Here is a 26,132-nt window from a genome sequence, read left to right on the forward strand (position 1 = left end):
CCTAGTCAAGCACATAAACAGCAGAACATAAAACTTAAAAAATGGACAAAGAAAAACCATCAAAAGCTAGCTTTTGATGGTTCAAATATTAATACTAATTTTATTCAATAATCGGTCAACCTATTTTAGGACGACTCATATATTTCATATATTATTCTTCACCCACAAAAGTACTCATAACAGCATCACTAACACCCATATTACTAAAACCACCATCATTATACAAATTTTGCAAAGTAACACGTTTTGTAAGGTCACTAAATAAAGTAACCGTATAGTTTGCACAATCTAAAGCGGTAGCATTACCAAGTGGCGACATTTTTTCGGCATAAGCTATAAATCCGTCAAAACCCTTTACACCGCTACCTGCAGTTGTAGGTGTTGGCGACTGGGAAATGGTGTTGACACGCACCTTTTTATCTCGTCCAAAAAAGTATCCAAAACTTCGTGCTATACTTTCTAAATAGGCTTTATTATCTGCCATATCATTATAATCAGGAAACACACGCTGTGCCGCCATATAGGTTAAGGCTACAATACTTCCCCATTCATTCATAGCATCTGTTTTATAAAGTGTTTGCATTACTTTGTGGAATGACATTGCAGATACATCGGTTCCTTTTTGAGTCCAGTCATAATTTTGATCAGTATAGCTTCTGCCTTTTCTAACATTGATTGACATCCCTATGGAATGTAAAACAAAATCTATTTTTCCTCCTAAAATCTCCATAGATTTTTCAACCAGATTTTGTAAGTCTTCTAAAGATGTGGCATCGGCTGGAATAATTTGAGAACCCGTTTTTTCAGCTAATTCATTTATTTGCCCCATTCTCATAGCAACAGGTGCATTAGTTAATACAAATTCACCACCTTCTTCATGAACACGTTCTGCCGTTTTCCATGCAATTGAATTGGAATCTAATGCTCCAAAAATGATTCCCTTTTTTCCTTTTAATAAATTATGTGACATATCTTAGTTAGTTTTATTATAAATGTTATTTCGTTGATTTGTTTATTTGTTAAACAGGGTTCAAAAATAGTAAACTTTTAACTTTTAGCTTTAAACTACTTTCTTTTTCAATTTAGTAATTCTTTAGCATGTGCTATGGCCGAAGAAGACATTTCTATACCTCCTAGCATTTGAGCAATCTCAACAACACGCTCGTCATGATTTAACTTTACCAAGTTAGTTTGGGTTACCTCATTGACATCTTCTTTAAATACTTTATAATGCGAATGCCCTTTGGCAGCAATCTGTGGTAAATGCGTGATAGAAAACACCTGCATGGTCTTACTCATTTGTAACATAATATCCCCCATTTTATTGGATATTTCACCAGAAACACCAGTATCAATCTCATCAAACATAATAGTGGGCAACTGGATATATTTTGACAATATAGATTTAATAGCCAACATTATTCTAGATAATTCTCCACCAGAGGCTGCTTTTTTAAGTTCGTTAAAATTTCCACCTCTATTAGCAGAAAACAAAAACGACAACGTATTTTTTCCGTTAGAATAAAAACTATCTCCTAAATCAACTTCAATTTTAAACTGAGCATTCGGCATTCCCAAATCAGTTAAAATAATTTCTAATTGCGATTTTAAGTCAGGTACAGCAGCTCTTCTGTTTTTATGAATTGTTTCTGCTAAGGCGTTCAGCTTTTCAGTTTGATTATTGATTTCATGTTCCTTTTTTAAAATGGTTTCGTCTAAATTCTCTGTAACTGCTACTTTTTCTTGAAGTTGCTCACGAACTCTTATTAATTCTGATATATCATTAGCTACATGCTTTTGCATTAAATCATGCAACATTTTTAACTTGGTATCTACTTGTTCTAAACGTTTTGGATTTGCCTCTAAACTTTCTTGAAGTATATCCACATCTCGAAAAACATCATCTATTTCAATAAGGCAACTGTTAACACGACTGAATAAATTTTCATACTTTGAGGACATTACGGATAATTTTTGAAACGAATTCTTTAATGACGTTAAGGATGATATGGCACCTATTTGCTCATCACTTAACAACTGGTATGCCTCAGCAAGCTTTTCTTGAATACTTTCAATATTATTGAGTGTTTCGTATTCTTCTTCTAAAGACTCCAACTCACTTTCTACTAAATTAGCTTCTACCAGCTCGTTTAATAAAAACGAATTATAATCATGTTCCTTTATGGCTTCAGATTGAAATATCTGAAGTTCATTTAATTCCTTTTGAAGTTTCTTATATGCTTTTAATTCCGTTTGATACACCTTTAAAAATGCTTCATTCTTAGCCAAAGCATCAATTACCTGAAATTGAAATTCATTGTTGGTAAGCTCTAGTGTTTGGTGTTGTGAATGGATATCTATTAAACGTTCTCCTAAAAGCTGTAGACTACTAAGATTCACAGGAGAGTCATTCACAAATGCCCTTGATTTACCTGACGGAAGAATTTCACGTCTAATAATAGTGTGCGGTTCATAATCAAAATCTTCTGCCTCAAATAATGATTCTAAATTATATTCTGCAACATTAAAAACAGCTTCGATAATACATTTTTGAGAAGTGTTTTTTAAACTACTTAAGTCGGCACGTTTACCAAGAATTAATGATAAGCCTCCCAATAAAATAGATTTTCCAGCGCCTGTTTCACCAGTAATAATTGAAAACCCATTATTGAAATCTACTTTAAGGTTATCAATTAGAGCATAATTTTTAATAGAAAAAGATATAAGCATATTTTAGTTTTTAGCCACAGTAGTCTGTTACAGCTAACAGGTTACTGAAAACTACTTAAAATTTAATACTTTGCCATTGGTTGCTGTGCATGGGTGCTACTTTTTGAAGTAATTCTTTCAAACTTGCAATATTTACATTAGGGCCATCACTAAAAATTTGGGCAATTTCATCTGCTTTGGCATCAAAAAAAGTACGTTGTAAAAATGAATTAGGACGTCTGCTATTCATAGCCTGAAATTGTGTCAAAGTAGCTGCAATTCTTTCTTTACCTTCTTTAGTATTCTCACTCATAACATCTAGCCCTTGTCTGTGGTACTCATTTATTACTTGTCTATATTCTTTAAAAGTTGGCGACATAATATTATCAATAAGCATAAACCTGCTTTGTAAGCCATCTTCTAATTTCCAGCCTACAAAATTTCCCTGTTGCGAATAATTGGTAATGGTTTGGGCTTGTTTAAAATAAGGAGTACCTCCATTTGGAGCAAAAGAATCAGCATCCAAACCTAAAATCATGTATACGTGAAAAGCAATGACAGAGATCAAATTAGACTCAAACTGAGTTGGATTAAAAATTAAATTCTGAAATTCTAAATATCTAAAATTAAAATCTTTATCATTATAATTGTAAATAGGTGTGTCATAGGAAGACCCAAAAACTGGACGCGATGACTGTACTTGTAAACTGGCCTGAAATGTTTCACCACTATAATTGGTAATATTTACAACCATACTACAATCTACCCGTTCTTGAGGTAAGTATGTTTTATTAGTCCATTTAGTATTATTAACAAACTCATTTAACTGCTTTTCTAATGTCTTAAAAATTGGAAAATTTTCATTACCTGTTTGTCTAGCGTTAACGACCACATTACAATTTAACTCCTGAGACCACCCAGCACTAATAATAAAGAAATAGATTAAAACGGTTATGGTATTACGCATATAATTGCTCTGTTATTTTATTTAATAAATCTGCAGCAACGTCTGCCTTAGATTTTAACTGAAATGCTGTTATATTTTCATCGGCGTCAATAAAAGTAACTTTATTGGTATCACTTTTAAAACCAGCTCCTTTATCATTTAACGAATTTAAAACAATTAAATCTAAATTCTTTCGTTTTAGTTTGTCTTTTGCGTTTTCTAATTCGTTGTTGGTTTCTAATGCAAACCCAACTAAATATTGATGTGTTTTTATTTCCCCTAAAGACCCTAAAATATCCTTAGTCTTTACCAGTTCTAAAGATAACGTTTTATTCTTCTTTTTTATTTTTTGTGAAGCAGTTTCTTTAGGTTTATAGTCGGCCACTGCAGCGGAAAGTATAGCCACATTTACATTATCAAAATATTTATGAGCTTCATCATACATGTCTTGGGCACTTATAACAGCTATAACATTTATCAGGCTATGAGATACATTTTGGTGAGTAGGCCCTGTTATTAGAACTACCTCTGCTCCTAAATTTGCAGCCGCCTTAGCTATTTCAAACCCCATTTTTCCACTGGAATGATTTCCTATAAACCTTACCGGATCTATAGCTTCATACGTTGGTCCAGCGGTTATTAAGAACTTCGTTCCTTTTAAGGGTGATTTTTCTAAAATGTCATTTTCAATAAAAGCTACAATATCTTCAGGTTCTGCCATTCTACCCTCTCCTACCAATCCGCTAGCTAATTCACCACTTGTGGCTGGAATCATAATATTTCCAAAGGACTTTAACTTTTCAAAAGAACACTTTGTACTATGGTGCTTATACATATCTAAGTCCATTGCAGGAGCAAAATAAATAGGGCATTTAGCTGACAAATACGTTGCCAATAACAAGTTATCACAAATACCATTTGCCATTTTAGACATAGTATTTGCAGTAGCTGGTGCAATAACAAATAAATCTGCCCAAAGACCCAAATCTACATGGCTATTCCAAACGGCATTGTCATCTTCTTCGTTTGTAAATGAGTAGTGAACAGGGTTTTTAGATAGTGTTGATAAGGTTAAAGGTGTAATAAACTCTTTTGAAGCAGGTGTCATAATAACTTTTACCTGGGCACCTAATTTTATAAATAACCTTACTAATGACGCCGTTTTATAAGCGGCAATACCTGCACTTATTCCTAATAGTATGTTTTTACCGCTAAGTATACTCATAAAAATAGCTTTTCAAGATTATTTAATTAGCCAATTTCTTTTTTGAGATAAACTAAAATTTACAAGTATAACTATGATAATACTTGAAAAATTGTGTTTAAAAAAAGAAAAATAAATGTACTAAATTCTCCTGAAAAGCTAAATGCTTTTAAATATTAACTTTTAGAAATTATTCCTGAGAGTCTTGCTCGGTATTTCTAAAATAAATTTTATCTGTTAACCATTCTTGAATAGCTAAAGCATGAGGTTTTGGTAATTTTTCATAAAACTTAGAAACCTCTATTTGTTCTTTGTTTTCAAAAATTTCTTCAAGACTATCATTGTAAGTTGCAAACTCCTCTAACTTATCAATAAGTTCTTTTTTAATTTCTGTATTAATTTGTTCTGCTCTTCTAGCTATGATAGAAATAGACTCATAAATGTTATCTGTTGGCTCATCAACTTGATTTCTATCATAGGTTACTGTATTAACCGGAGCATTGATTTTCTTTAAATCCATCTTGATTATATTTAACTTTTTATGCTATACTGTTTTAACTCTTCTTCAACAACACTTGCCATTTGATTTACCTGCTCAATATATTTTGATTTAGCAAACATTTTTAAAAATAATGTACTATCTGCTTTTGCTGTTTCTAAGCGTTGTTTTCTTAAATGAACGATACCTTCTTCTTTTGAATTTTTATATTCAATACTATTAACTGCTTGTTGAAAAACAGCATCTAATCTATAGAACAAGGCATCTTCTCTCAATCTTGAGCCTGGGAAATCATATAAAAAATTATCAAATGATTTTATTGCTGAATTAAAATCTGCTGTATAACCAGGAGCAATTTCACCATATTGTTTGGCTATAGCAAAGGCTTTTTGTTCTAATTTAAAATCTAATTCCTGCACTAGCTTATTGGCTTCTTCAAAAAATTCAGATTCAGGAAACAAGTTTATAAATTCTTGAGTTTTTGCAATAGCTTCTTTTGTTTCTGTTTGGTCCTTAGTATAAGCCGGAGATAACATATAATAGCTTTTTACACTTAAAAAAGAAGCTTCTTCTAACTTTTCACTTTTTGGGTAACTTTTTGTAAACTGTTCAAACCTGTAAGAAGAAATATAATAGTCTTTCATCTTATAAAAAGTCATGGCATACAAAAACATTAGTTTCTCAGCTTGCGGTTTTCCTCTATATTCAGGAACTATTTGTGCAAAAAGCCTATTTGCCTTAGCATACTTTTCTTCATTAAAAAGAGCCTCTCCCATTTCAAACTTCTCCTTGGTGGCACCTTCTCCAGTTAGTTTAAGTACTTTTTGGTACTCACTACAGGAACTAAAAACTACTAAGGCTATTAATATGTAAAAAAATTTTTTCATTGATTTTTAAACAGAGTGCAAAATTAAGTTAATAATATGGATTTTAAAAATATAATTTCACAGCTAAAATAATTGCATAATACTAGGAAAAACAAGGTTTAAGTAATATTTAACTTTTAAGTCAAAAAGTAAAAAAATCTGCAACTTAAATATTGATTTCAAATTTGTTTGCTGATGTAATAAAAGTCTTTAAGATAAATAAGCTTTTATCTTTTGTTTTAATTCTTTAGATGCAGGAACTACGGGTAACCTAACAGTATCTGCACATAAACCTAATGCCTCAAAAACCGCTTTAATACCTGCTGGGTTATTTTCTTCAAAAATATATGCAATAATATCCATTAGTTTAAAATGAAGTTTGTAGGCTTCTTTAGCATTACCTTTTAAACCTAAACGAATCATTTCCGAAAAATCTTCAGGAAGTGCTTGTCCTATTACAGAAATCACACCTGCCCCTCCTGCTAAAACAACACCTAAAGCCAAATCATCATCACCTGAAATTATTAGAAAATCATTCGGTTTATTTTTAAGCAATTCAAAATATTGCGCCATGTTATTTCCTGCTTCTTTTACACCAATAACATTATTAAAATCATTAGCTAGTCTTAATGTGGTTTGCGGCTCTATATTTTTAGAGGTTCTACCAGGAACATTATACAAAATAATATCAACAGGCGATACTTCTGATACTGATTTAAAGTGCTGATATATACCTTCTTGTGTTGGTTTATTGTAATAAGGTGAGACAGACAAAATAGCATCAATACCACTAAAATTAGTTGATTTAATCTCTTCAACAACTTGAGCTGTGTTGTTTCCTCCAATACCCAAAACTAAAGGTAAACGTCCTTTGTTGGTTTCAGAAATGGTTTTGATAACATCTTGCTTTTCCTGTTTAGTTAAAGTAACACTTTCTCCTGTAGTTCCACAAATTACTAGATATTCTGTACCATTTTCAATATTGTAATTAACAATATTTGCCAATGCTTCATGATCTATACTTAAATCTGGATTAAACGGTGTAACTAAAGCAACTCCAGTTCCTAAAAACTTACTATTCATTTTTAATTTTATTTAATATAGTTAAGTATCTAAATATTTCATTTTTAAATACTTGAAATTCTGTTATATCAGTTTTAATTATTAAATCGTTTATACGCTCATCAGTCTTTAAAATTCCTATTTTAAATTTGGCTTTTGAAGCGGCTGTTATCATCTTCAATTCCAATATATCATCCTGATAATAACTTATCAAGGCATCAAATTCTATGTTTAAAAAGGATTCTAATTCAACATTTTTCACAATCCCATTCCAACCAAAATCTTTGGGATTAAAACACACCTCCCAAGAATTTAAATTATCCTGTTTACTTTCAGAAAAAGCTATGATTTTTATTTTATTAGCTTTAACTTTAATACTATTGGCTAATTTTCTAAATGATTCAAAATCATTAAATTCTTCAATATTTAAGATAACTCCTAAACTTTCTATCTCAGAATTGGTAGTATTTACTAACCGTTCTGATAACAACTTGTTTAAGTACTTTTTATTAGATTTTTCCTTAAAACCCTTTAAAAACATTTATCTTTATATTTTGCGCAAAGGTAGCAAAAGTACATTCAAAAAACTGATTAAACACATGAGGTTTACACTTTTATTCTTTTTGTTAAATTTTTTATTTTTTTCTAGTTGTAAAGAAGAAAAACTGCATTTAATAAAAATAGAAGGAAAGCAAATTAAAATTACCGACTCCCTTAGCTCAAACCAACATATTGAAGACTTTATTAAGCCCTTTAGAGAGCATATTAACAAGGATTTAGATAGTGTTTTAGCGTATTCCCCAAACACTTTTACAAAAGATGATGATGAGCTAAATACTGCACTTGGGAACTTAATGACCAACATTGTTTTTTCTCAAGGCAACCCCATTTTCAACAAAAGAACTGGTAAAAACATTGATGCAGTAGTTCTTAACCACGGTGGTATTAGAGCCCCTATTTCAGAAGGAGTTATTACTACTAGAACCGCTTATCAGGTTATGCCTTTTGAAAATAAAATTGTGGTTGCTGGTATAAAAGGAAATAAAGTGAATGAAATAGTTGATTATTTGGTAAAGAGCAAACGAGCTCACCCCTTTTTAGGACTTAAGATTTTACTTGACCAAGAATACAATCTCATTGAGGCAAGCATTAATGGTAAGAATATTGACGAGAATAAAACTTACCACATTGCAACAAGTGATTATTTATATAATAGCGGTGATAACATGTCATTTTTTAAACCGAATGAAAGCATGCTTAATTTAGATTATAAAATAAGAAATGCTATGATTGATTATTTTAAAAAGGTTGATACGATAAACCCTGTTAGAGATGATAGATTTATAAGACAATAATTTCTATGAAGAGAAGAGATTTTATACAACAACTATCCGTAGGAAGTGCTTTAATATTAAGCGGTTTAGGTTTACAATCTTTTATACCAAGCTCAAAAACTACTAAAATAACTATTCTACACACCAATGATGTACATAGCCATATAGACCCTTTTGGATCTAACGTTGGAAGAAATTCAAATACAGGTGGTGTGGCAAGACGCAGTAATTTAATTGAGTCTATTAGAAAAGAAAATCCCAATACCCTACTACTTGATGCTGGTGATATTTTCCAAGGCACGCCGTATTTTAATTATTATGGTGGTGCATTAGAATTTAAGTTAATGAGTATGTTAAAATATGATTTGGCCACCATTGGAAATCATGATTTTGATAATAGTATTGACGGATTATATGCTCAATTGCCTCATGCTAAGTTTGAGTTTGTTTCTGCTAACTATGACTTTACCAATACCGTTATGGATGCACATGTGAAACCCTTTAAAATATTTAAAATAGATGGTATCAAAATTGGCGTTTTTGGCTTGGGAATTGAACTAAATGGCTTGGTTGAAAAGTCATTATACAAAGAAACAAAATATCTTGACCCCATTGAAATCACTCAGGATATGAGTCGTGTTTTGAAGATTGAAAAAAATTGCGACTTGGTTATTTGCCTTTCCCATTTAGGCTACTATTATAAAAATTCACCAGACAGGATAAGTGATTTAAATCTAGCCACTACTACAAAAGGCATAGATCTTATAATTGGTGGCCACACGCATACATTTCTTGAAAAACCAACTGTTGTTAAAAACATTGAAGGTAAAAGTATGCTCATCAATCAAGTGGGAGCTTATGGAATCAATTTAGGAAAAATAGATTTTTACTTTGATGCTGATAAAAATAAATCAGCCAAAGGAACCTCTATTATAGTTTGATTATTTAGTAAGTTTTGTTTTTTGTTTCGTCTAAGTACTTGAAACGAAACAAAATGAAAAAACATATTCCATTTGGGTTAAGACTTATTGTAGCTATCATTTTATTACAAACCTTGCGTTTTAAATTTACTGCTCACCCTGATAGCGTTTATATTTTTTCTAAAGTTGGTTTAGAACCTCTTGGTAGAATTATTATTGGAATTTTAGAACTAATTGCAGGAGTGTTATTACTCATCCCAAAAACCGTTTGGGTTGGAGCTACTTTAAGTTTAGTAATTATTGGAGGTGCAATCATTATACATTTTACCAAACTTGGAATAGAAATAAATAATGATGGTGGTACTTTATTTGCAACAGCAATTATTACATTTTTACTTTCTGCAATGATTTTATTTATTCACAAAAAAGACATCAGCTTTCTATGCCTCAGTTGATTTGGAAGACCCGAAATAAATTTGTCTTTCTTCCTCTTTTATGTCAGACATAGTTAACTGTTTACAGAAAAAATAAAATGCTAATAAAACTAAAGATGTAGATAAAAAATTAAGCAATGCTCTTTGTGAAATATATAAATAAGCGACATCTATAACTTCTGAAAAAACAATACACAAAGCACCTAAGAACAGATACAAACTTTTTTGATTATCTCTGTAAAAGTAATTTAACAAAGCTCCTGAGAGTAACAAAAGCATGATTACATTGTAAATTAATTCTAAGTAATAACTTCCAAATAAATCGTTTTGATTTTCAACTATGTTTTGAAGCACATATATTAACCAAACGTTTAAAGCAATTAAAACAATGATGTGTATGATGAAATTCTTTAGGATATGCAATACATTTAAATTTTTGCATATTCCTATGAAAAGAAAAACATACGCAGCTACATATAAAGCATTTCCTATATAATAATCTAACGTAAAAATAAGTTTAGAAGCCTCTGTAAATGGAATGTAATTAACTATGAGCCCAATTAAATCAGATGCCGCATAACATGTAAGAAATAAGGCAAAATAGACTCTCTTTTCTTTAAAGAATGTATAATAACTAAATGCTATTAGAGGCAAAATCAATGAGTCTAAGGTAAATGCAATTGCCTCTTTACCCACAAACCCAAAGATTGCAAACAACATATAAATAGCAAGCACTAAACTTACCAAGACTTTAGACTTGAACATTTCAACAGATTTGGTTACGAGACAAATATAAATAAATTTATCAATTAAACGATAAAAAAATACATTTTATCGATTTTTTTTTAATTTATTTAATTTTTTGTAAGAATTCGTATTCAGAAATTATATCTAAATCTAATTTTTTTGCTTTTTGCTTTTTACTTGGCCCCATATTATCACCAGCTACTATAAAACTAGTTTTTGAAGAAATGGAACTACTCACCTTACCTCCATTATCTTCAATTAATTTTTTTAAATCGTTTCTTGAAATAGTTTCGAATACACCAGATACTACTATAGATTGACCTTCAAAAATATTTGTTTGCCTTTCCAATTGCTCCTCAGATATTTTTAACTGTACCCCAAATTGTTTGAGTCTTTCTATGATTATGTTGTTTTCCTCAGAGCTAAAAAAGTCCACAACGCTTTCAGCTATTTTAGTACCAATTTCATCTACATTAACCAAATCTTCTTCAGTAGCATTAGCAATAGCATCAATACTCTTATAATGCTTTGCTAGTTTTTTAGCAACTGTTTCACCAACATACCTAATCCCTAAAGCGAACAAAACACGTTCAAAAGGAATATTTACAGATAGTGCTATCCCTTCTATTAAATTATCTGCACTTTTTTCAGCCATTCGTTCTAAAGGAATTACCTGCTCTTTGGTTAATTCATATAAATCTGAATAGTTATTTATAAGTCCAGCATTAACCAATAAAGCAACTGTTTCCCCTCCTAAACCTTCAATATCCATAGCTTTACGCGAAATAAAATGTTGAATACGCCCTATAATTTGTGGTTTGCAGCCATTATAATTTGGACAATAATGCTGTGCTTCACCTTCTTTTCTAATTAACTCCGTTTGACATTCTGGACAATGCGTGATATATTTTGTAGGCACCGAAACTTCATGGCGTTTACTTAAATCAACCCCCAAAATCTTTGGTATAATTTCACCTCCTTTTTCAACATATACCTCATCACCTATTCTAATATCCAGTTTTTCAATTTGATCCGCATTGTGCAGTGAGGCTCTTTTAACCGTAGTTCCAGCCAACTCTACGGGTTCTAAATTTGCAACCGGCGTTATAGCTCCAGTACGCCCCACTTGATATGTGATACTATTTAATCTGGTTGACACTTGCTCTGCTTTAAACTTATAAGCCATAGCCCAACGTGGTGCTTTGGCTGTATAACCTAATTCCTCTTGTTGTTGCAAACTATTTACCTTAACAACAACACCATCAGTTTCATAAGGTAGGTTGTGACGTTCTTTGTCCCAGTATTGTATAAAATCTAAGACTTCATCAATAGAGTAAACAAGTTTGGCAGCGTCAGGGACTTTAAAACCCCATGCCCTGGCTTTTTCTAAATTTTCAAACTGGCTACCAATACGCAAGTTTTCAGCTTTAATACTGTACAACAGACATTCTAATGGTCTTTTAGCTACCTCTTTACTATCTTGTAGTTTCAAACTACCAGATGCCGTATTCCTTGGATTTCTATAAGGTTCTTCACCTTTTAAAATGCGCTCTTCATTCATTTTACTAAAACCTTCAAAAGGCAATACAATCTCACCCCTTATTTCAAATTTTGAAGGATAATCACCCTTTAATTGAAGTGGCACTGATCTTATAGTTTTCACATTAGCGGTAACATTATCCCCCTGAAAACCATCTCCTCTAGTAACAGCTCGAATTAATACTCCATTTTCATAGGTTAAACTTATTGATGCTCCATCATATTTTAACTCGCATGTATATTGAATATCACCATCAACCAACTTTTTAATACGCTTTTCCCAGTCTTGTAAATCTTCTTTAGAGTATGAATTATCTAAAGAATACATTCGAATTTCATGAACAACCGTTTCAAAATTTTTGGTTACCTCACCTCCTACACGTTGGGTTGGAGAGTTGGCATCAAAAAACTCGGGATACTGTTCCTCAAGAGCTTGCAACTCTTTTAATTTTATATCGAACTCATAATCTGAAATAGTGGGATTATCTAATACATAATAATTATAATTATGAACTCTGAGTTCTTCTCTTAGTTGGTTTATTTTTTCTTCTATATTCATTTTTAAACACTGATTCTCCATTATTTTTCAGGTCGATATCTTATAAATACTAAATAGAAAGCACCCCTTTTATCATCCTATCTTTGTTAAATATATCCTGTTTTAATTCTACTCTCTTAAAATTGTAATCTTTTAATAGTTGAAGCATATCTTTACCCAAATACTCATTGATTTCGCAATATAACACACCTCTATCTTTTAAATTCTTTTGGGCAACTTCACATATAGCTCTGTAAAATAGTAAGGGATTGTTATCCTCTACAAAAAGTGCCAAATGCGGTTCATTATCTAAAACATTGCCTTTCATTAATTGTTTTTCTTTCATTCTAACGTAGGGAGGGTTAGAAACAATGATATCAAACTTTTGAGATACTGAAACAAGTTCAGCATCACTGGGGTTTAGGATACTGTCTTCAATAAATTCAACTTCAACTTTATTCAGTTCTGCATTATGCTTAGCTACTATTAAAGCTTCTTTGCTAACATCTAAGGCATACACCTTGGTATTTGGTAAATTTTTGGACAAGGAAATAGCAATACAACCACTACCAGTACCAATATCTAAAACTTTTAATTCTGAACTTTGATTTTTAAACTCATCAATAATCCAATCTACCAATTCTTCGGTTTCAGGTCTGGGAATTAACACATGCCTATTAACTTTAAATGGTATACCGTAAAATTCTGTTTCCCCTAGAATATACTGAATGGGTTGTTCGTTTTTTAATAACTCCAAAGCACTCATAATCGCTTGAGGATTTTCAATTTTAGCTTCAAAATTCATTGCTAATTGCAACCTATTTTTATTATAATAAGATTCGGTTAACATAAAGAAAAAGGTGTCAATTTCTTCTTTAGAATATATTGAAGTTAATTCATTGTGAAATTTATTTTGAATATCTCTCAACTTACTCATAAATCCTTAATCATCCAAACACCACAGCTATAATGCCCAGTATTTCCTAATGCACTTTTTAAGTGATTGAAACCATAACGCTCATAAATATGAATAGCGGCTTTTAATTGCAAAGCTGATTCTAAATAACATTGCTCATATCCTAAATCTTTAGCAGCCTTTAAACAAGTTTCGAACATTTTCTTCCCAAGTCCCTTGCCTCTTACATTTGGAGAAAAATACATTTTTTGAAGTTCGCAAATTCGCCCATTGAAATCTCTTAAAGGCTTAATACCTGCTCCCCCTAAAACCTGCCCTTTATCATCAATAACAAAGTATACATCATTGTCATTTTGATAAGACTCATACATTTTTGGAGTTTCTTCATCCTCATAAGCTGTACCCGTTAAGGGGATTTTAAACTCATGAAAACAAGCTCTGATAACTTGCTCTATTTGGGCATTATCCTGAGGCTCTATTTCTCTAATAACAATAGTCTCTTTACTCACTTTAAAATGGTACTTTTGCGAAAGTGAAGATACTTAAATCTGTAAAAACGCAAATGAGAGCATTTATTATTTTATCAACAATTGCTTTATTATGCTGCTGTTGCACTGTAAGGGAAAAACCAGAGTTTTTAAGGGTTGAGAATATAAAAGTATTAGAATCTACGGCAAGTCAGGTCACACTCACAGCCAATGCCTTGTTTTTAAACCCCAATGATATTGGCGGTAGCCTAAAAACAGATGCTATAAAAATATTTATAAACAATAATGAAATGGCAACGGTATCAACAGAAAGTTTCAAGGTACCTGCGCAAAAGGAGTTTTCCATTCCGTTGAGAGCCCACATTCCAACTGATAGTATTTTCAACCATAAAAGTATTGGTAAACTTATTGGAAGTTTATTCAGTAAAAAAATTAAGATTCAATACAAAGGTAATATTGTATACAAAGCACTAGGTTTTTCATATACCTATACTATTGATAAAACAGAAAATATAAAAATTAAGATTTAGTACTTGGCAAACCATGAAATTTACATACAACGCTGCATTGAAATTGGCAAAAAAGGCTTAGGCACCACACGCCCCAACCCTATGGTTGGCGCAGTAATTGTGCTAAATAATAAAATTATTGGAGAGGGTTACACAAGTATTTACGGTGGTAATCATGCAGAAGTGAATGCTATACACTCTGTTAAAAATAAAGCTCTTTTAAAAAATGCTACCCTCTATGTAACACTAGAACCTTGCTCCCATTTTGGAAAAACCCCACCTTGTAGTGAATTAATTATTAAACACAGTATTCCTAATGTAGTAATTGGCTGTACTGACGATAATGAGTTAGTTGCAGGAAAAGGGATTAAAAGATTAAAGGAAGCGGGTACCAATGTGATAGTTGGAATTTTAGAGCGAGAATGTAAAGAGCATCATAAACGCTTTTTTACCTTTCATAATAAAAAGCGCCCTTACATTATATTAAAATGGGCTGAAACCAATGATGGCTTTATAGCTCCAGAGACCAAAGACGGACAAAAACCAGTTTGGATTTCCAACACGTATTCTAGACAATTAGTGCACAAATGGCGCACTGAAGAGCAAGCAATTTTAGTAGGCACCAATACCGTTATACAAGACAATCCAAGTTTAACAGTTCGGGAATGGACTGGAATTAACCCAATAAGAGTTGTTTTAGACGGTAACTTAAAATTATCACAAGATTTTAACGTCTTTGACAATGCATCCAAAACCATTGTTATAACAGACAAAGAAGTTACTTCAACTAAAAGCAATGTTTTTGAAGAAGTTGTTTTTTATGGATCTAGTTTAGCGCATGAGGTATGTAATAGTTTATTTGAACATCAAATAAACTCAGTAATCATTGAAGGTGGAAGTAAAACGCTTCAAACATTTATAGATGAAAATCTTTGGGATGAAGCTAGGGTTTTCAAAGGAAATACTAGTTTTAAAAAAGGTACTAAAGCCCCCATTGTTAATGGTAAATTAGTATCTGAACAAAATATTGCTACAGACATTCTTAAAATATACAAGAATGATTAATACCATCATTTTCGATTTTGGCAATATTTTTATCAATCTCAATGACACCTACACACTTGATTATATAAAGCACTTCGAGTCATCTGAACATTATAAAAGCATCATTAAAACCAATATTCAATTTGAAAAAGGTGAGATATCAATAGATTCATTCCTAAAAAGTTATCAAAGTTATTTTCCAGATCTATCAAAAGAGGAGATAAAAAGTAAATGGAATTCAATTTTGGGTGAGTTTCCTAAATACAGGTTAGATTTTCTAAAAGATTTAAAGGAAAACTCAAACTACAAACTCATTTTATTAAGTAATACCAATGAACTTCATATAAGTTGGATTAAAGATAATATAGCCTTTTACAAAGATTTTAAAAGTTGTTTTAATGAATTCTACTTATCACATGAAATCAAGTTAAGAAAACCAGATGTAGATGTTTTCAATTTCGTGCTTAATAAAAATAACCTCACAGCAGAAGCATGTCTTTTTATTGATGATAATAAAGATAATATCATAAGTGCTGATTATTTAAACATAAACACATGGCATTTAAACCCGAAAACGGATGATGTTATTGACCTATTTAAAAATTAAAAGTGCTTTATTTTAAAAATTGACTGAAAAAGACACATATAAAACGATTACTGTGGCCACTGAAAATATCCTATTCAAGGATAAGAATAGTAAATTTTTTGGATACGCCTTTCCTGTTTTAAACGAAAATGAAGCTAAAGAACATATAGAAAAACTAAAAAAAGAACATCATTCCGCAAGACATTGGTGTTATGCCTACAAAATAGGAATCGAGACTATTATATTTAGAGCTAATGACGATGGTGAACCCAGTAATTCTGCTGGTATGCCAATCTATAACCAATTACTTTCTTTTGATGTAACCAATGCACTAATAGTTGTAGTACGATATTTTGGAGGCATCAAACTGGGTGTTAGCGGTCTTATAAATGCTTATAAAACTACAGCACAATTAACTTTAGAGGCGTCAAATATTGTTAAAAAAACAATTAATATTGACTATAACATCTTTTTTGGTTACAAGAGCATGAATACGGTGATGAGAATTATCAAGGAAAAAAACTTGAACATTACTAATCAAAAAATGGAACTAGACTGCAAGATTACAATTTCAGTAAGAAAAAAAGAAGCTGAATCTGTTTATGATACTTTTAAAAAATTATACGAAATAGACATTAGAAAAATTTAACCCAAACTTTCAATGGCATCTAAAATATATTTTGGAACTCGAGTTGGCCTATTAGTTTCCATATCAATGAACACTAATGTAGTAGTAGCAGTTGTTAAAATTTCACCTTTTTCATTAGTAATTTCGTAATCAAATTCAATCTTTGCTGTAGGTGTGTTTTTTAGTTGAGTTTTTACATTAATTACATCATCATAACCTGCTGATTTTTTATAATTTATATTCAACGAAACAACAGGAAGCATAATACCATTTTCTTCCATTTTCTTGTATGAAATCCCTAGTTTTCTAAGCCATTCTATTCTCCCCATTTCAAGATATAGAGGATAATTACCGTGATAAACTACCCCCATTTGGTCTGTTTCTCCATAACGCACTCTTATTTGTATTTCGTCGATTTTCATTGTAATAATTAAATATTTTTTTGTAGTTTCGGAAAGCAAATAAACATGAGGAAAAATTTCTAAAAATTCAATAGAATTTCATTTTTTTTTTAAGAATTTTGTTCACATATTTGCCATTGAAAGAGGGGGACACTATTTCTGATTTCTTCTCATATCACTAACTAACAAAAACCACAAAAATTTAACAATGAGTTTAACTGCGGAATCAGTATGGAATAATTGTCTGGAATTCATAAAAGATAATATTCAACCGCAAGCATATAAAACATGGTTTGAACCTATAATTGCTGTTAAACTTACCGAAAATGCATTAAGCATTCAGGTTCCTAGTAAATTCTTTTATGAATGGCTTGAGGAACACTACGTTAAAATTTTAAAAGTTGCCTTAACCAAGGAACTAGGGAAAAATGCTAAATTGGTTTACATTATCAAAATGGAAAACACCTATGGCAACAAACAACCTTTTACAGAAAAGATTCCTAGTTCTAATAGAAGTGCTGTAAAATCGCAAGATGTAGATATCCCTCTAAATAATAAAAGTCCTGAGTTAAGAAATCCATTTGTTATTCCGGGTATTAGAAATGTGAAAATTGAATCACAACTCAATCCTAATTATAGTTTTGATAATTTTTTAGAAGGTGATTCAAATCGTTTAGCCAGAAGTGCAGGTTTAGCTGTTGCCAACAAACCAGGAGGCACATCATTTAACCCTCTACTTATTTTTGGGGGTGTCGGTTTAGGAAAAACTCACTTAGCACATGCCATTGGTGTTGACATAAAAGATAAATACCCAGAAAAAACCGTTTTGTATATTTCTGCTGAAAAATTTACCCAGCAGTACATTGATGCTATCAAAAAGAATAACAGAAATGATTTCATTCATTTTTATCAAATTATCGATGTATTAATTATTGATGATGTACAATTTCTATCTGGAAAGTCTGGAACACAAGATGTTTTCTTTCATATTTTCAACCACTTGCATCAAAACGGAAAGCAAGTTGTATTAACCAGTGACAAAGCACCTGTTGATATGCAAGATATTGAGCAACGCCTGTTATCTCGTTTTAAATGGGGTCTTTCTGCCGAATTACAAACACCAGATTTTGAAACTAGAGTTTCCATATTAAAAAATAAACTTTACAGAGACGGTGTTGAAATGCCTGAAGAAATTATAGAATATGTTGCTAAAAATATAAAAAGCAATGTTAGAGAATTGGAAGGCGCCATTATTTCGTTGATTGCACAATCTTCTTTCAATAAAAAAGAAATCACAATTGACTTAGCAAGAATTATTGTTGAGAAATTTGTTAAAAACACCAAACGCGAAGTTTCCATAGACTATATACAAAAAGTAGTGTCTGATTATTTTCAAATGGATATAGATACGCTTCAATCTAAAACAAGAAAACGTCATATTGTTCAGGCCCGTCAACTAGCTATGTTTTTTGCTAAAAAATTCACTAAAGCTTCATTAGCTAGTATTGGTTCACAAATTGGTAAACGTGATCATGCCACTGTATTACACGCCTGTAAAACTGTTGACAACCTATCTTCAACGGATAAGCAGTTTAGAAAGTATGTTGAGGATATTACCAAAAAACTTTCTGTATAAAATTCAATTCCAATGGTTAAAATTCTAATGGTTTGTTTGGGCAATATTTGCCGTTCACCATTAGCTGAGGGCATTTTAAAATCTAAATTAGCTTCCAATTCATATTTTATTGATTCTGCTGGCACTGCTAATTATCATCATGGAAAACAACCTGATAGTCGATCTATTGCTGTGGCCAGAAAATATGGATTAGACATTTCACATCTCAAAGCTCGACAATTTACTGTTGATGATTTTGATGCTTTCGATTTTATTTATGTCATGGACGAATCAAATTATCAGAATGTTTTAAGCTTAGCAAGAAATGAAAATGATACTCAAAAGGTCTGCATGATACTAAACTTAGTTTATCCTAATCAGAATTATGATGTCCCTGACCCTTATTATGGAGGCGACGAAGGTTTTGAAAAGGTATACAAAATGCTTGATGAAGCTTGTACTATTATTGCTGAAAACTTGAGTTAATTTATAAAATGAACAACAAAGGCAATTTATATTTAATTCCTTGTACTTTAGGTGATAATGAGCCCCTTGAGGTATTACCTATTTCAGTAAAAGAAACTATTGAACGTTTAAACATTTTTATTGTTGAAAACGAAAAATCTGCTAGACGTTTTATAAAAAAAATAACCCCTGAAAAATCGCAACCTTCTTTACAATTTTTCATTTTAAATAAGCATACTGATAAAGCAGATTTACCAAACTTTTTAAATCCCTGTTCAAAAGGTGACAACGTAGGCTTACTCTCTGAAGCAGGTTGTCCTGGAATTGCAGACCCTGGTGCAGATATTGTTAAAATTGCCCATGAAAATAACATTAAGGTAATACCCCTAGTTGGACCCTCATCAATACTATTAGCATTAATGAGTTCCGGAATGAACGGACAACGTTTTGCTTTTAATGGATACCTCCCTATTGATAAAAACGAAAGGAAAAATGAACTAAAACGTTTAGAGCGTCTATCATTTGAGCTAAACCAGTCCCAGATTTTTATTGAAACACCCTACAGGAACAATAAAATATTAGAAGATATCACTTCTATTTTAAGTGGTAATACACTTGTTTGTGTAGCTTGTGATATTACACTTTTAACAGAATTTATTAAAACACAGACAGTGAATGAATGGAAAAAAAATATGGTAGATCTCCACAAAAGACCTACCATATTCATAATTTATAAAAAATAAAGCTAATTAAATAGCTTTAGCTTTTCTATTGGGTTTGATAAAAGAAGTATCATAACCAGAAAAACGCTTCATATACGTATAAACCGTGGTTCCAAAACCATCAGCAAAATTATCCAGTCCATAACTTCTTAAGTACTTTTTTACACTACCAGGTCCTGCTAAATGCGCAGCGGCTAAAATCCCAGATTCAGTAACAACGATACCATTAATTCGTTTGCCAACAAAATTTCTGATGTCTCTTCTTAAAATCCATTTGTTACGTTCTGCGTTAGCAATAAAAGCCTTTTCCTGTAGTTTGGGGTCATTTAAAAACTGTTCTGGATTGTAAATTCCAATCAGCTTTAATGTTTCTTTTCCAAATTGATACTTGCCTAAATACCCAAATTTATTTATACAAGCATAATCACCTCTAGACTCTTTAAAAGCCACTGCTTCTTTAAAACCAACAAATGATTTGTCTAAAAATGGTGAGAAACCTTCATTCGACGCTATAAGATTCTTATCTCTAGCGTCTAGACTTACTGTGTAGTTTAAGTCTAATCCTTTAGTAGAATACTTACTCAAATCAACAGTTTCGTTTGAAGTAAACGAAACATACAATAAAAAGCATATTGTAAGTGTTGTAATTGAATAACTTGCAATATTCTTTACCATAATTTTAAATTTTTTCAGCACACTTTTAGATAAAAATTATGCCTTGAAATTTGAGCGTGCAAAATTATAAAAAAAAACAATATCATCAAAACTACTCGATTAAATACTTCTTTTAATAGTAGAATAGATGAAAAACACACCTTTTTTTACTAATTTCTATTGTAGGAAAAGGCATTTTTATCATATTAATAATGCTAAAAATAGATCTTAACAGGGGAGACTGCGTTCTAATCTTTCTCAAATTTACATCAAAACTTAAATAGAACTGACGTCTTCTTGAATTATTTGTTAACAACTGATTGTCAACATCTTCAGATTCTCCTAACATTCCTTCTGCTCCGTAGCCTAGTGCTATATTTAGCCATTTTGGTATTTTACTTTCTTTAAAAAATGAATGAAGATTTGCGCTTAACCAATAGGTTTGTCCGTTATAATCTTTTAAAACCTGTTCTAAAAGGTTATTTCCAAGCTTTTCAGGGTTTACTGGAGCATATTTTGTTTGCCTAAATGAGTACTTAACGTCAATTCGCTGTTCATTCCAAAGTAATTCTTGACCAATATAGAGTCCCGTCCCAACACCATTTGCAGCAATATCGCCCCATGAAAACCCCCATTCTTTTGAATAACCATCCATTACCTCAACTGCTGCTAAAAAACCAAAACCTAAGGTTGCTCCGTACAATAACTGATCTTTTTTACTTCCTCCACTCCAGCGCAACAAATCGGCTCCTACCCTACCCATTTGATAGGATGTAAAAACATGTCCCATTTTGTCCATTTGAAGCCATTGGTTGTTATCGTTTACAGTATGAAATTTAGATTGGTCATAATCTGAATACCACAATTGGTTTAACCCAACTAATGATACCGTAGCTATTGAAGTTTCTGAAATCAACACCAAATTGCGCCTAGGTGTATTTAGTGTATCACTTGGTGTAAAAAAAGTATTGAGTTTAGATTGTGAATACGACTGAACTGAAATTAAAACAATCAATACATATTTAACCCTAAACCAGCTCACTATTTATATATTCCTTGTGAAGACAAATACTTTTGATATTCCCTAGCATTAATATTATGCTGTGAAAGTGTTTTGGCAAACTTATGAAAGCCTATACGTTTAGTATCTGCAGCAAAATAGAAGTATTTGTGCTTTTCATAATGTAAAACCGCATCAATGGCAGATAAATCGGGCATTGCAACAAGCCCAGGCGGCAAACCTGCATATTTATATGTATTATATGGTGAATCTATTTCCTTATGGATATTCAAAACCCGCTTAATAACAGTATTTTTATACTTTGGTAATTTATAAGCTGCAAATTTAAGAGTAGGGTCTGCCTGTAAAGGCATACCTATTTTCAACCTATTAATGTATACCCCTGCAATTCTGGGCTGCTCTGTTGGTTCCTTGGACTCTTCATATACTATGGAAGCTAAAGCCATTACTTCATCTTTAGATAAACCAATTGCTTGGGCTTTATTTAAACGGGTTGCATTCCAAAACCTATTGTATTCCTTTAACATCCGATCTCTGAATACTTCTGCAGATGTATTCCAAAAAAACTCATAACTATTGGGTAGATACATTCCTAAAGCCGTTTCTTTTTTAAAATTGTTATCAGTATAAAAATCTTCATCTGTCATGGCATTTAGCAGAGATAGACTATCAGCTTCTATTTGAAGCGCAATCCTACCCGCTAATTTTTCTATGGAATTTTGATTGTTAAAAGATACTCTTACAGGTATGTTTTTACTTCTAATAGAGTTAATAATATCATTGTTACTCATACCTTTTTTAATGACAAATTTTCCTGCCTTAATATTACTAACGTATTTTTTTTGTTTAGCTAATGCATCAAACTTATTAATATTCCTTAGTAATGGTTCTAGCTGCTCTCTTACCTCGGTATAAGTATCTGTTGATTTAATATAAATATAGGCCTCCTCATTGTTAAATATTGTGTTAGGAACCATCATTGCAGAATAGATATAATAAGCAAAATATCCAACAATTGCCAACCCAATTAAGGCAATAGCCCAAAGAATCTTTTTTAAATACATGTTATTTATTTATAAGCTGAAATAAATATTCGTTTTTGTAAGTACCATGAACGTAATTCCAGTCTTTTTTAAGTCCAACTTTATTAAACCCCTGTTTTTCAAATAGTTTAATGCTTTTTTCGTTTTCTTCTGAAATACTACAGTATAATTGATGTAAGCCTAAATGTGTAAAACAATAAGACACCAATAATTTTAGAGCCTCAGTGCCATAACCTTTCCCTCTGTTGCCTATATCTTTAATTAAAATACCAATACCTGCTCTACTATTTTTAAAATCGAAATCATAAATATCAATCATTCCTAAAGCTTGGTCTTTATAATTTGAAATAACCAGTCTTAATTGTTTTACCTCATAAATATCTTTATGAGCATTTTCAATGTACTGTTTGATTAAAAACCTAGAAAAGGGTGTTTGTGTATTGCTTATTTCCCAGATATGTTCGTCATTTTCAACCGCATGTACAAACTCTAAATCTTCAGGTTCTAAGGGTCGTAAATAAATATGTTCTCCTTTTAGTGTTGTCATATAGTTCCTTGATACACTAATTTTGCAGGACCAATAAGCCAAACGTTTTTATAAATACCCTTTTCAACATCAAAAGAGACTTTTAAATCACCTCCTTGAACATTCAAGTTTATCAAGTTTTTATTTGTTTCTTTTGTGGCATGCATTGCTATGGCAACTGCTGTGACCCCAGTTCCACACGATAATGTTTCATCCTCAACACCGCGCTCGTAGGTTCTTACCGTAAAAGTATCATCTGAGATTTTTTTTACGAAATTAACATTACTACCTGCTGCATTGTAAGGGGCTCCATAACGTATTTCAGCTCCTTTGGTTTTAATATCAAAATCTTCAATATGCTCTTCAAATTGAACATGGTGAGGAGATCCAGTATCTAAAAACGTATGATTATCATGCTTTTCGATGTTGTTTACATCTACCATTTGAAGCTTCACAACATCACCATTTATAGAAGCATGATGAACCCCATCAATAGCTTCAAAAACAGTTTTATCAGTAATCACACCCAAATCTCTTGCAAAAGCCACAAGGCACCGCCCTCCATTACCACACATGGTGCTTTCATTACCATCAGAATTATAATAAACCATCTTAAAATCATATTCGCTATGGTTCTCCAATAAAATAAGTCCGTCAGCTCCTATGCCAAAACGTCTGTCACATAAAAAAGCAACATGTTTGGTATTATTTTTGTCGAATGTTTGCTGACGATTATCAATCATCACAAAATCGTTACCCGTTCCTTGATATTTGTAAAATTCTTGTCTCATAAAAGTTGAACAAATATATGAATATAAAACCGTTTTATTGACTGTTAAATAGTCGTTAAAGTTGGCGTTAAAAAACAGTTAAATGAAAAATATGAGTCCAATAAATAATTAATTTTATTCGTTAAATAAATCAAACTTAATACTGAAAATTATGAAGAAGATAATATCGTTAGTACTGATTTCGGCCTTAGGTGGTGTTTTAACACTTGGAGCCTACAAATTATTTCTTGAAAAGGAAAATACCGTAGTGGTTGAAAGCACTCAAACCACTCCCTCTTTTTTCCCAACTAGCAATGTAAATGCGTTATTTAATACCACAAAAGCACCAGATTTTGTTAAAGCTGCTGAAAATACAGTAAATGCTGTTGTACATGTTAAAAATGTTGCTGTTAGCAGTGGGCAAATGAGTCTTCAGGATTACTTTTTTGGCACAACTCCAAGCCCACAATATAGATTGGGAACCGGTTCTGGTGTAATTATTAACGCAGATGGTTATATTATTACTAATAACCATGTGATAAAAAATGCTCAAAAACTATCGGTAACTCTTAACAATAATAAAACTTATGAAGCTGAGTTAGTAGGAGCCGATGCTAAAACAGACATAGCTCTTTTAAAAATTGAAGCTGATGATGACCTCCCATTCGTAACATTTGGAGATTCTGATAATGCTAAAATTGGTGAATGGGTATTGGCTGTTGGCAACCCTTTCAACTTAACATCAACGGTTACTGCTGGTATCATTAGTGCCAAATCAAGAGATATTTCAGGAAAACCAGGGCAAACACAATCTTTTATCCAGACTGATGCTGCTGTAAACCCAGGTAATTCTGGTGGTGCTCTTGTAAATACTAATGGTGAACTCATTGGTATTAATACTGCTATTACCTCACAAACAGGCTCTTATATTGGATATTCTTTTGCTGTACCAAGTAACATTGCTAGAAAAGTAGTTGAAGATATTATGGAGTACGGTAATGTACAAAATGGTGTACTTGGTATTAGAGGTGGAACATTTACAAGTGAATTTGCTGAAAAAGAAAATATTGATTATTCAGAAGGAGTATTTGTTGACGAAGTAATCAAAAATTCTGGCGCTGAAAAAGCAGGAATTAAACCTAAAGATATTATTAAAAAACTTGACAATATTGAGGTTTCAAAGTTTGAAGATCTTAGTGGTTACATAAAAACCAAAAGACCTAATGACGTTGTTAATGTTGAAGTTGAAAGAAACGGGACCCTAAAAACAATAAAGGTTAAGCTTTCCAGCACAGATGCTTTTACTGTAAACTTCATTAAAATGGAATTACAAGACCTAACTGATAGCTTTAAAGAAGAGTACGATATTGAGTATGGTGTAATGGTAAAAGAAACTAATAATAAATGGCTTTATTCTAATTTAGGCATTACTGAAGGCTATATTATTACAGGAATTAATGATACTAAAATTGAAAGTATTGAAGATATAACTAAGTTAAAGGAAGAGTATGGTGATGACATACTAGACAATATCAAAAAACTGGAATACATTAACAGAAGACTTGAAAGAAAAGAAGTGATTTTTAGATAGAATCAAAAAACAAATATTAAATCTCATAACCTCTTTAAGTTTCCTTAAAGAGGTTATTTTATTAAGATATAATCTAATTATTCTTTTTAATAACATCGTTACAAGAAAACTTTTAAAAAAGAAATTCTTGAAAAAGAGCTTCCTAGTTATAAAATGCCCCTGATACAGTGTCAATAATATAATATAAAACATTGAAAGTCAATTTAATACACTAATAATAACACTTTTTAACAAGCAATGAGATTAGCTATATATATTGTCAAAATAAAACAATAATCTATGTTTTATAGAACTGCATCCAAAAACTATTTCTAATCGTATATATTAAAGCCGAATTAAGCAAGGCTTTTTATAA

The 26,132-nt window shown here is 31.6% G+C and carries 29 protein-coding genes; 11 read left to right on the top strand and 18 right to left on the bottom strand.

Translation table 11 applies throughout. The features are described 5' to 3' along the window. Positions 1 to 151 precede the first annotated feature (151 nt). From E1J38_RS14280 to E1J38_RS14315, 8 genes are all read right to left on the bottom strand, one after another. Positions 152 to 970 (bottom strand): enoyl-ACP reductase FabI, encoded by an 819-nt coding sequence (locus E1J38_RS14280; protein ID WP_133357554.1) that lies wholly within the window; start codon positions 968 to 970, stop codon positions 152 to 154. Positions 971 to 1,077: 107 nt separating this feature from the next. Next, positions 1,078 to 2,730: a DNA repair protein RecN gene (recN, locus tag E1J38_RS14285; RefSeq protein ID WP_133357553.1), complete on the bottom strand. Its 1,653-nt coding sequence runs from the start codon at positions 2,728 to 2,730 to the stop codon at positions 1,078 to 1,080. Between the two features lie 55 nt (positions 2,731 to 2,785). Further along, entirely contained in the window at positions 2,786 to 3,676 is an 891-nt protein-coding gene (gene porD, locus E1J38_RS14290; protein WP_133357552.1) for a type IX secretion system protein PorD, read from the bottom strand. Beyond that, entirely contained in the window at positions 3,669 to 4,880 is a 1,212-nt protein-coding gene (gene coaBC, locus E1J38_RS14295) for a bifunctional phosphopantothenoylcysteine decarboxylase/phosphopantothenate--cysteine ligase CoaBC (protein WP_133357551.1), read from the bottom strand. The genes porD and coaBC overlap by 8 nt, the downstream gene beginning before the upstream one ends. Before the next feature lie 169 nt (positions 4,881 to 5,049). Next, entirely contained in the window at positions 5,050 to 5,379 is a 330-nt protein-coding gene (locus E1J38_RS14300) for a DNA-directed RNA polymerase subunit omega (RefSeq protein ID WP_133357550.1), read from the bottom strand. Between the two features lie 11 nt (positions 5,380 to 5,390). Continuing rightward, a complete protein-coding gene (locus tag E1J38_RS14305) occupies positions 5,391 to 6,245 on the bottom strand; it encodes an outer membrane protein assembly factor BamD (RefSeq protein WP_133357549.1) in 855 nt (284 codons plus the stop codon). 189 nt (positions 6,246 to 6,434) lie between these two features. Beyond that, positions 6,435 to 7,307: a 4-hydroxy-tetrahydrodipicolinate synthase gene (gene dapA / locus E1J38_RS14310; protein WP_133357548.1), complete on the bottom strand. Its 873-nt coding sequence runs from the start codon at positions 7,305 to 7,307 to the stop codon at positions 6,435 to 6,437. Continuing rightward, positions 7,300 to 7,827 carry a DUF6913 domain-containing protein gene (locus E1J38_RS14315; protein ID WP_133357547.1) on the bottom strand — a complete coding sequence of 176 codons (528 nt, stop codon included), beginning with the start codon at positions 7,825 to 7,827 and terminating at the stop codon, positions 7,300 to 7,302. The genes dapA and E1J38_RS14315 overlap by 8 nt, the downstream gene beginning before the upstream one ends. A 58-nt stretch (positions 7,828 to 7,885) precedes the next feature. Between E1J38_RS14315 and E1J38_RS14320 the strand changes: the two genes are divergently transcribed. From E1J38_RS14320 to E1J38_RS14330, 3 genes are read left to right on the top strand one after another with little or no spacing between them, the layout of a single operon-like run. After that, positions 7,886 to 8,641, top strand: coding sequence for a 5'-nucleotidase C-terminal domain-containing protein (locus tag E1J38_RS14320; protein ID WP_133357546.1), 756 nt, complete (start codon positions 7,886 to 7,888; stop codon positions 8,639 to 8,641). 5 nt (positions 8,642 to 8,646) lie between these two features. After that, positions 8,647 to 9,561 (top strand): bifunctional metallophosphatase/5'-nucleotidase, encoded by a 915-nt coding sequence (locus E1J38_RS14325; RefSeq protein WP_133357545.1) that lies wholly within the window; start codon positions 8,647 to 8,649, stop codon positions 9,559 to 9,561. A 53-nt stretch (positions 9,562 to 9,614) separates the two neighbouring features. Further along, on the top strand, positions 9,615 to 9,995 hold the full coding sequence (locus E1J38_RS14330) for a DoxX family protein (protein ID WP_133357544.1): 381 nt from the start codon (positions 9,615 to 9,617) through the stop codon (positions 9,993 to 9,995). Here E1J38_RS14330 and E1J38_RS14335 read toward each other — a convergent pair. From E1J38_RS14335 to E1J38_RS14350, 4 genes are all read right to left on the bottom strand, one after another. Beyond that, positions 9,981 to 10,739: a hypothetical protein gene (locus tag E1J38_RS14335; RefSeq protein WP_133357543.1), complete on the bottom strand. Its 759-nt coding sequence runs from the start codon at positions 10,737 to 10,739 to the stop codon at positions 9,981 to 9,983. The two genes, E1J38_RS14330 and E1J38_RS14335, sit on opposite strands and share 15 nt — an antisense overlap. A gap of 85 nt (positions 10,740 to 10,824) precedes the next feature. Further along, positions 10,825 to 12,819 (bottom strand): NAD-dependent DNA ligase LigA, encoded by a 1,995-nt coding sequence (ligA, locus tag E1J38_RS14340; protein ID WP_133357542.1) that lies wholly within the window; start codon positions 12,817 to 12,819, stop codon positions 10,825 to 10,827. 49 nt (positions 12,820 to 12,868) lie between these two features. After that, on the bottom strand, positions 12,869 to 13,735 hold the full coding sequence (gene prmC / locus E1J38_RS14345; protein ID WP_133357541.1) for a peptide chain release factor N(5)-glutamine methyltransferase: 867 nt from the start codon (positions 13,733 to 13,735) through the stop codon (positions 12,869 to 12,871). Next, positions 13,732 to 14,223 carry a GNAT family N-acetyltransferase gene (locus E1J38_RS14350; protein WP_133357540.1) on the bottom strand — a complete coding sequence of 164 codons (492 nt, stop codon included), beginning with the start codon at positions 14,221 to 14,223 and terminating at the stop codon, positions 13,732 to 13,734. The genes prmC and E1J38_RS14350 overlap by 4 nt, the downstream gene beginning before the upstream one ends. Before the next feature lie 53 nt (positions 14,224 to 14,276). On the opposite strand from E1J38_RS14350, the gene E1J38_RS14355 reads away from it, so the two are divergent. The 4 genes from E1J38_RS14355 to E1J38_RS14370 are packed head-to-tail and all read left to right on the top strand — an operon-like array spanning position 14,277 to position 16,990. Further along, positions 14,277 to 14,732 (top strand): hypothetical protein, encoded by a 456-nt coding sequence (locus E1J38_RS14355; RefSeq protein ID WP_133357539.1) that lies wholly within the window; start codon positions 14,277 to 14,279, stop codon positions 14,730 to 14,732. A 3-nt stretch (positions 14,733 to 14,735) separates the two neighbouring features. Beyond that, complete coding sequence (ribD, locus tag E1J38_RS14360) at positions 14,736 to 15,776, top strand: bifunctional diaminohydroxyphosphoribosylaminopyrimidine deaminase/5-amino-6-(5-phosphoribosylamino)uracil reductase RibD (protein ID WP_133357538.1); 1,041 nt, start codon at positions 14,736 to 14,738, stop codon at positions 15,774 to 15,776. Next, positions 15,769 to 16,362 (top strand): HAD-IA family hydrolase, encoded by a 594-nt coding sequence (locus E1J38_RS14365; RefSeq protein WP_133357537.1) that lies wholly within the window; start codon positions 15,769 to 15,771, stop codon positions 16,360 to 16,362. The genes ribD and E1J38_RS14365 overlap by 8 nt, the downstream gene beginning before the upstream one ends. Positions 16,363 to 16,381: 19 nt before the next feature. Continuing rightward, on the top strand, positions 16,382 to 16,990 hold the full coding sequence (locus E1J38_RS14370) for an IMPACT family protein (protein ID WP_133357536.1): 609 nt from the start codon (positions 16,382 to 16,384) through the stop codon (positions 16,988 to 16,990). On the opposite strand, the gene E1J38_RS14375 is transcribed toward E1J38_RS14370, so the two are convergent. Then, positions 16,987 to 17,391 (bottom strand): acyl-CoA thioesterase, encoded by a 405-nt coding sequence (locus E1J38_RS14375; RefSeq protein ID WP_133357535.1) that lies wholly within the window; start codon positions 17,389 to 17,391, stop codon positions 16,987 to 16,989. The genes E1J38_RS14370 and E1J38_RS14375 overlap by 4 nt on opposite strands. 187 nt (positions 17,392 to 17,578) lie before the next feature. On the opposite strand from E1J38_RS14375, the gene dnaA reads away from it, so the two are divergent. Genes dnaA through E1J38_RS14390 form a run of 3 tightly spaced genes read left to right on the top strand, consistent with a single transcriptional unit; the run spans position 17,579 to position 20,193 of the window. Then, positions 17,579 to 19,006 (top strand): chromosomal replication initiator protein DnaA, encoded by a 1,428-nt coding sequence (gene dnaA / locus E1J38_RS14380; RefSeq protein WP_133357534.1) that lies wholly within the window; start codon positions 17,579 to 17,581, stop codon positions 19,004 to 19,006. 12 nt (positions 19,007 to 19,018) lie between these two features. Then, on the top strand, positions 19,019 to 19,471 hold the full coding sequence (locus E1J38_RS14385; RefSeq protein ID WP_133357533.1) for a low molecular weight protein-tyrosine-phosphatase: 453 nt from the start codon (positions 19,019 to 19,021) through the stop codon (positions 19,469 to 19,471). Positions 19,472 to 19,479: 8 nt separating this feature from the next. Then, positions 19,480 to 20,193, top strand: a complete 714-nt coding sequence (locus tag E1J38_RS14390; RefSeq protein WP_133357532.1) for an SAM-dependent methyltransferase — start codon at positions 19,480 to 19,482, stop codon at positions 20,191 to 20,193. Positions 20,194 to 20,199: 6 nt separating this feature from the next. On the opposite strand, the gene E1J38_RS14395 is transcribed toward E1J38_RS14390, so the two are convergent. The 5 genes from E1J38_RS14395 to dapF form a co-directional block, all read right to left on the bottom strand. Then, positions 20,200 to 20,847, bottom strand: coding sequence for a peptidoglycan-binding protein LysM (locus E1J38_RS14395; RefSeq protein WP_133357531.1), 648 nt, complete (start codon positions 20,845 to 20,847; stop codon positions 20,200 to 20,202). A gap of 112 nt (positions 20,848 to 20,959) precedes the next feature. Continuing rightward, the gene (locus tag E1J38_RS14400) at positions 20,960 to 21,868 is read right to left on the bottom strand and encodes a DUF2279 domain-containing protein (protein WP_255449911.1); all 909 of its coding nucleotides are present in this window, start codon (positions 21,866 to 21,868) and stop codon (positions 20,960 to 20,962) included. Further along, positions 21,868 to 22,911: an endolytic transglycosylase MltG gene (mltG, locus tag E1J38_RS14405; protein ID WP_133357530.1), complete on the bottom strand. Its 1,044-nt coding sequence runs from the start codon at positions 22,909 to 22,911 to the stop codon at positions 21,868 to 21,870. Before mltG ends, E1J38_RS14400 begins: the two co-directional genes overlap by 1 nt. Position 22,912: 1 nt before the next feature. Then, positions 22,913 to 23,437, bottom strand: a complete 525-nt coding sequence (locus tag E1J38_RS14410) for a GNAT family N-acetyltransferase (protein WP_133357529.1) — start codon at positions 23,435 to 23,437, stop codon at positions 22,913 to 22,915. Then, a complete protein-coding gene (gene dapF / locus E1J38_RS14415) occupies positions 23,434 to 24,207 on the bottom strand; it encodes a diaminopimelate epimerase (protein ID WP_133357528.1) in 774 nt (257 codons plus the stop codon). The genes E1J38_RS14410 and dapF overlap by 4 nt, the downstream gene beginning before the upstream one ends. A gap of 151 nt (positions 24,208 to 24,358) precedes the next feature. Between dapF and E1J38_RS14420 the strand changes: the two genes are divergently transcribed. Then, positions 24,359 to 25,777 (top strand): trypsin-like peptidase domain-containing protein, encoded by a 1,419-nt coding sequence (locus E1J38_RS14420; protein WP_133357527.1) that lies wholly within the window; start codon positions 24,359 to 24,361, stop codon positions 25,775 to 25,777. Positions 25,778 to 26,132 lie beyond the last annotated feature (355 nt).

Source organism: Seonamhaeicola sediminis, from assembly GCF_004358095.2.
GTDB classification, from domain to species: Bacteria; Bacteroidota; Bacteroidia; order Flavobacteriales; family Flavobacteriaceae; genus Seonamhaeicola; species Seonamhaeicola sediminis.

Excerpts from the sequence above, each read along its gene's own strand:
- E1J38_RS14280 (WP_133357554.1), bottom strand. The coding sequence starts at position 970 with ATGTCACATAATTTATTAAAAGGAAAAAAGGGAATCATTTTTGGAGCA.
- recN (WP_133357553.1), bottom strand. The coding sequence starts at position 2,730 with ATGCTTATATCTTTTTCTATTAAAAATTATGCTCTAATTGATAACCTT.
- porD (WP_133357552.1), bottom strand. The coding sequence starts at position 3,676 with ATGCGTAATACCATAACCGTTTTAATCTATTTCTTTATTATTAGTGCT.
- coaBC (WP_133357551.1), bottom strand. The coding sequence starts at position 4,880 with ATGAGTATACTTAGCGGTAAAAACATACTATTAGGAATAAGTGCAGGT.
- E1J38_RS14300 (WP_133357550.1), bottom strand. The coding sequence starts at position 5,379 with ATGGATTTAAAGAAAATCAATGCTCCGGTTAATACAGTAACCTATGAT.
- E1J38_RS14305 (WP_133357549.1), bottom strand. The coding sequence starts at position 6,245 with ATGAAAAAATTTTTTTACATATTAATAGCCTTAGTAGTTTTTAGTTCC.
- dapA (WP_133357548.1), bottom strand. The coding sequence starts at position 7,307 with ATGAATAGTAAGTTTTTAGGAACTGGAGTTGCTTTAGTTACACCGTTT.
- E1J38_RS14315 (WP_133357547.1), bottom strand. The coding sequence starts at position 7,827 with ATGTTTTTAAAGGGTTTTAAGGAAAAATCTAATAAAAAGTACTTAAAC.
- E1J38_RS14320 (WP_133357546.1), top strand. The coding sequence starts at position 7,886 with ATGAGGTTTACACTTTTATTCTTTTTGTTAAATTTTTTATTTTTTTCT.
- E1J38_RS14325 (WP_133357545.1), top strand. The coding sequence starts at position 8,647 with ATGAAGAGAAGAGATTTTATACAACAACTATCCGTAGGAAGTGCTTTA.
- E1J38_RS14330 (WP_133357544.1), top strand. The coding sequence starts at position 9,615 with ATGAAAAAACATATTCCATTTGGGTTAAGACTTATTGTAGCTATCATT.
- E1J38_RS14335 (WP_133357543.1), bottom strand. The coding sequence starts at position 10,739 with ATGTTCAAGTCTAAAGTCTTGGTAAGTTTAGTGCTTGCTATTTATATG.
- ligA (WP_133357542.1), bottom strand. The coding sequence starts at position 12,819 with ATGAATATAGAAGAAAAAATAAACCAACTAAGAGAAGAACTCAGAGTT.
- prmC (WP_133357541.1), bottom strand. The coding sequence starts at position 13,735 with ATGAGTAAGTTGAGAGATATTCAAAATAAATTTCACAATGAATTAACT.
- E1J38_RS14355 (WP_133357539.1), top strand. The coding sequence starts at position 14,277 with ATGAGAGCATTTATTATTTTATCAACAATTGCTTTATTATGCTGCTGT.
- E1J38_RS14365 (WP_133357537.1), top strand. The coding sequence starts at position 15,769 with ATGATTAATACCATCATTTTCGATTTTGGCAATATTTTTATCAATCTC.
- E1J38_RS14375 (WP_133357535.1), bottom strand. The coding sequence starts at position 17,391 with ATGAAAATCGACGAAATACAAATAAGAGTGCGTTATGGAGAAACAGAC.
- dnaA (WP_133357534.1), top strand. The coding sequence starts at position 17,579 with ATGAGTTTAACTGCGGAATCAGTATGGAATAATTGTCTGGAATTCATA.
- E1J38_RS14385 (WP_133357533.1), top strand. The coding sequence starts at position 19,019 with ATGGTTAAAATTCTAATGGTTTGTTTGGGCAATATTTGCCGTTCACCA.
- E1J38_RS14390 (WP_133357532.1), top strand. The coding sequence starts at position 19,480 with ATGAACAACAAAGGCAATTTATATTTAATTCCTTGTACTTTAGGTGAT.
- E1J38_RS14395 (WP_133357531.1), bottom strand. The coding sequence starts at position 20,847 with ATGGTAAAGAATATTGCAAGTTATTCAATTACAACACTTACAATATGC.
- mltG (WP_133357530.1), bottom strand. The coding sequence starts at position 22,911 with ATGTATTTAAAAAAGATTCTTTGGGCTATTGCCTTAATTGGGTTGGCA.
- E1J38_RS14410 (WP_133357529.1), bottom strand. The coding sequence starts at position 23,437 with ATGACAACACTAAAAGGAGAACATATTTATTTACGACCCTTAGAACCT.
- dapF (WP_133357528.1), bottom strand. The coding sequence starts at position 24,207 with ATGAGACAAGAATTTTACAAATATCAAGGAACGGGTAACGATTTTGTG.
- E1J38_RS14420 (WP_133357527.1), top strand. The coding sequence starts at position 24,359 with ATGAAGAAGATAATATCGTTAGTACTGATTTCGGCCTTAGGTGGTGTT.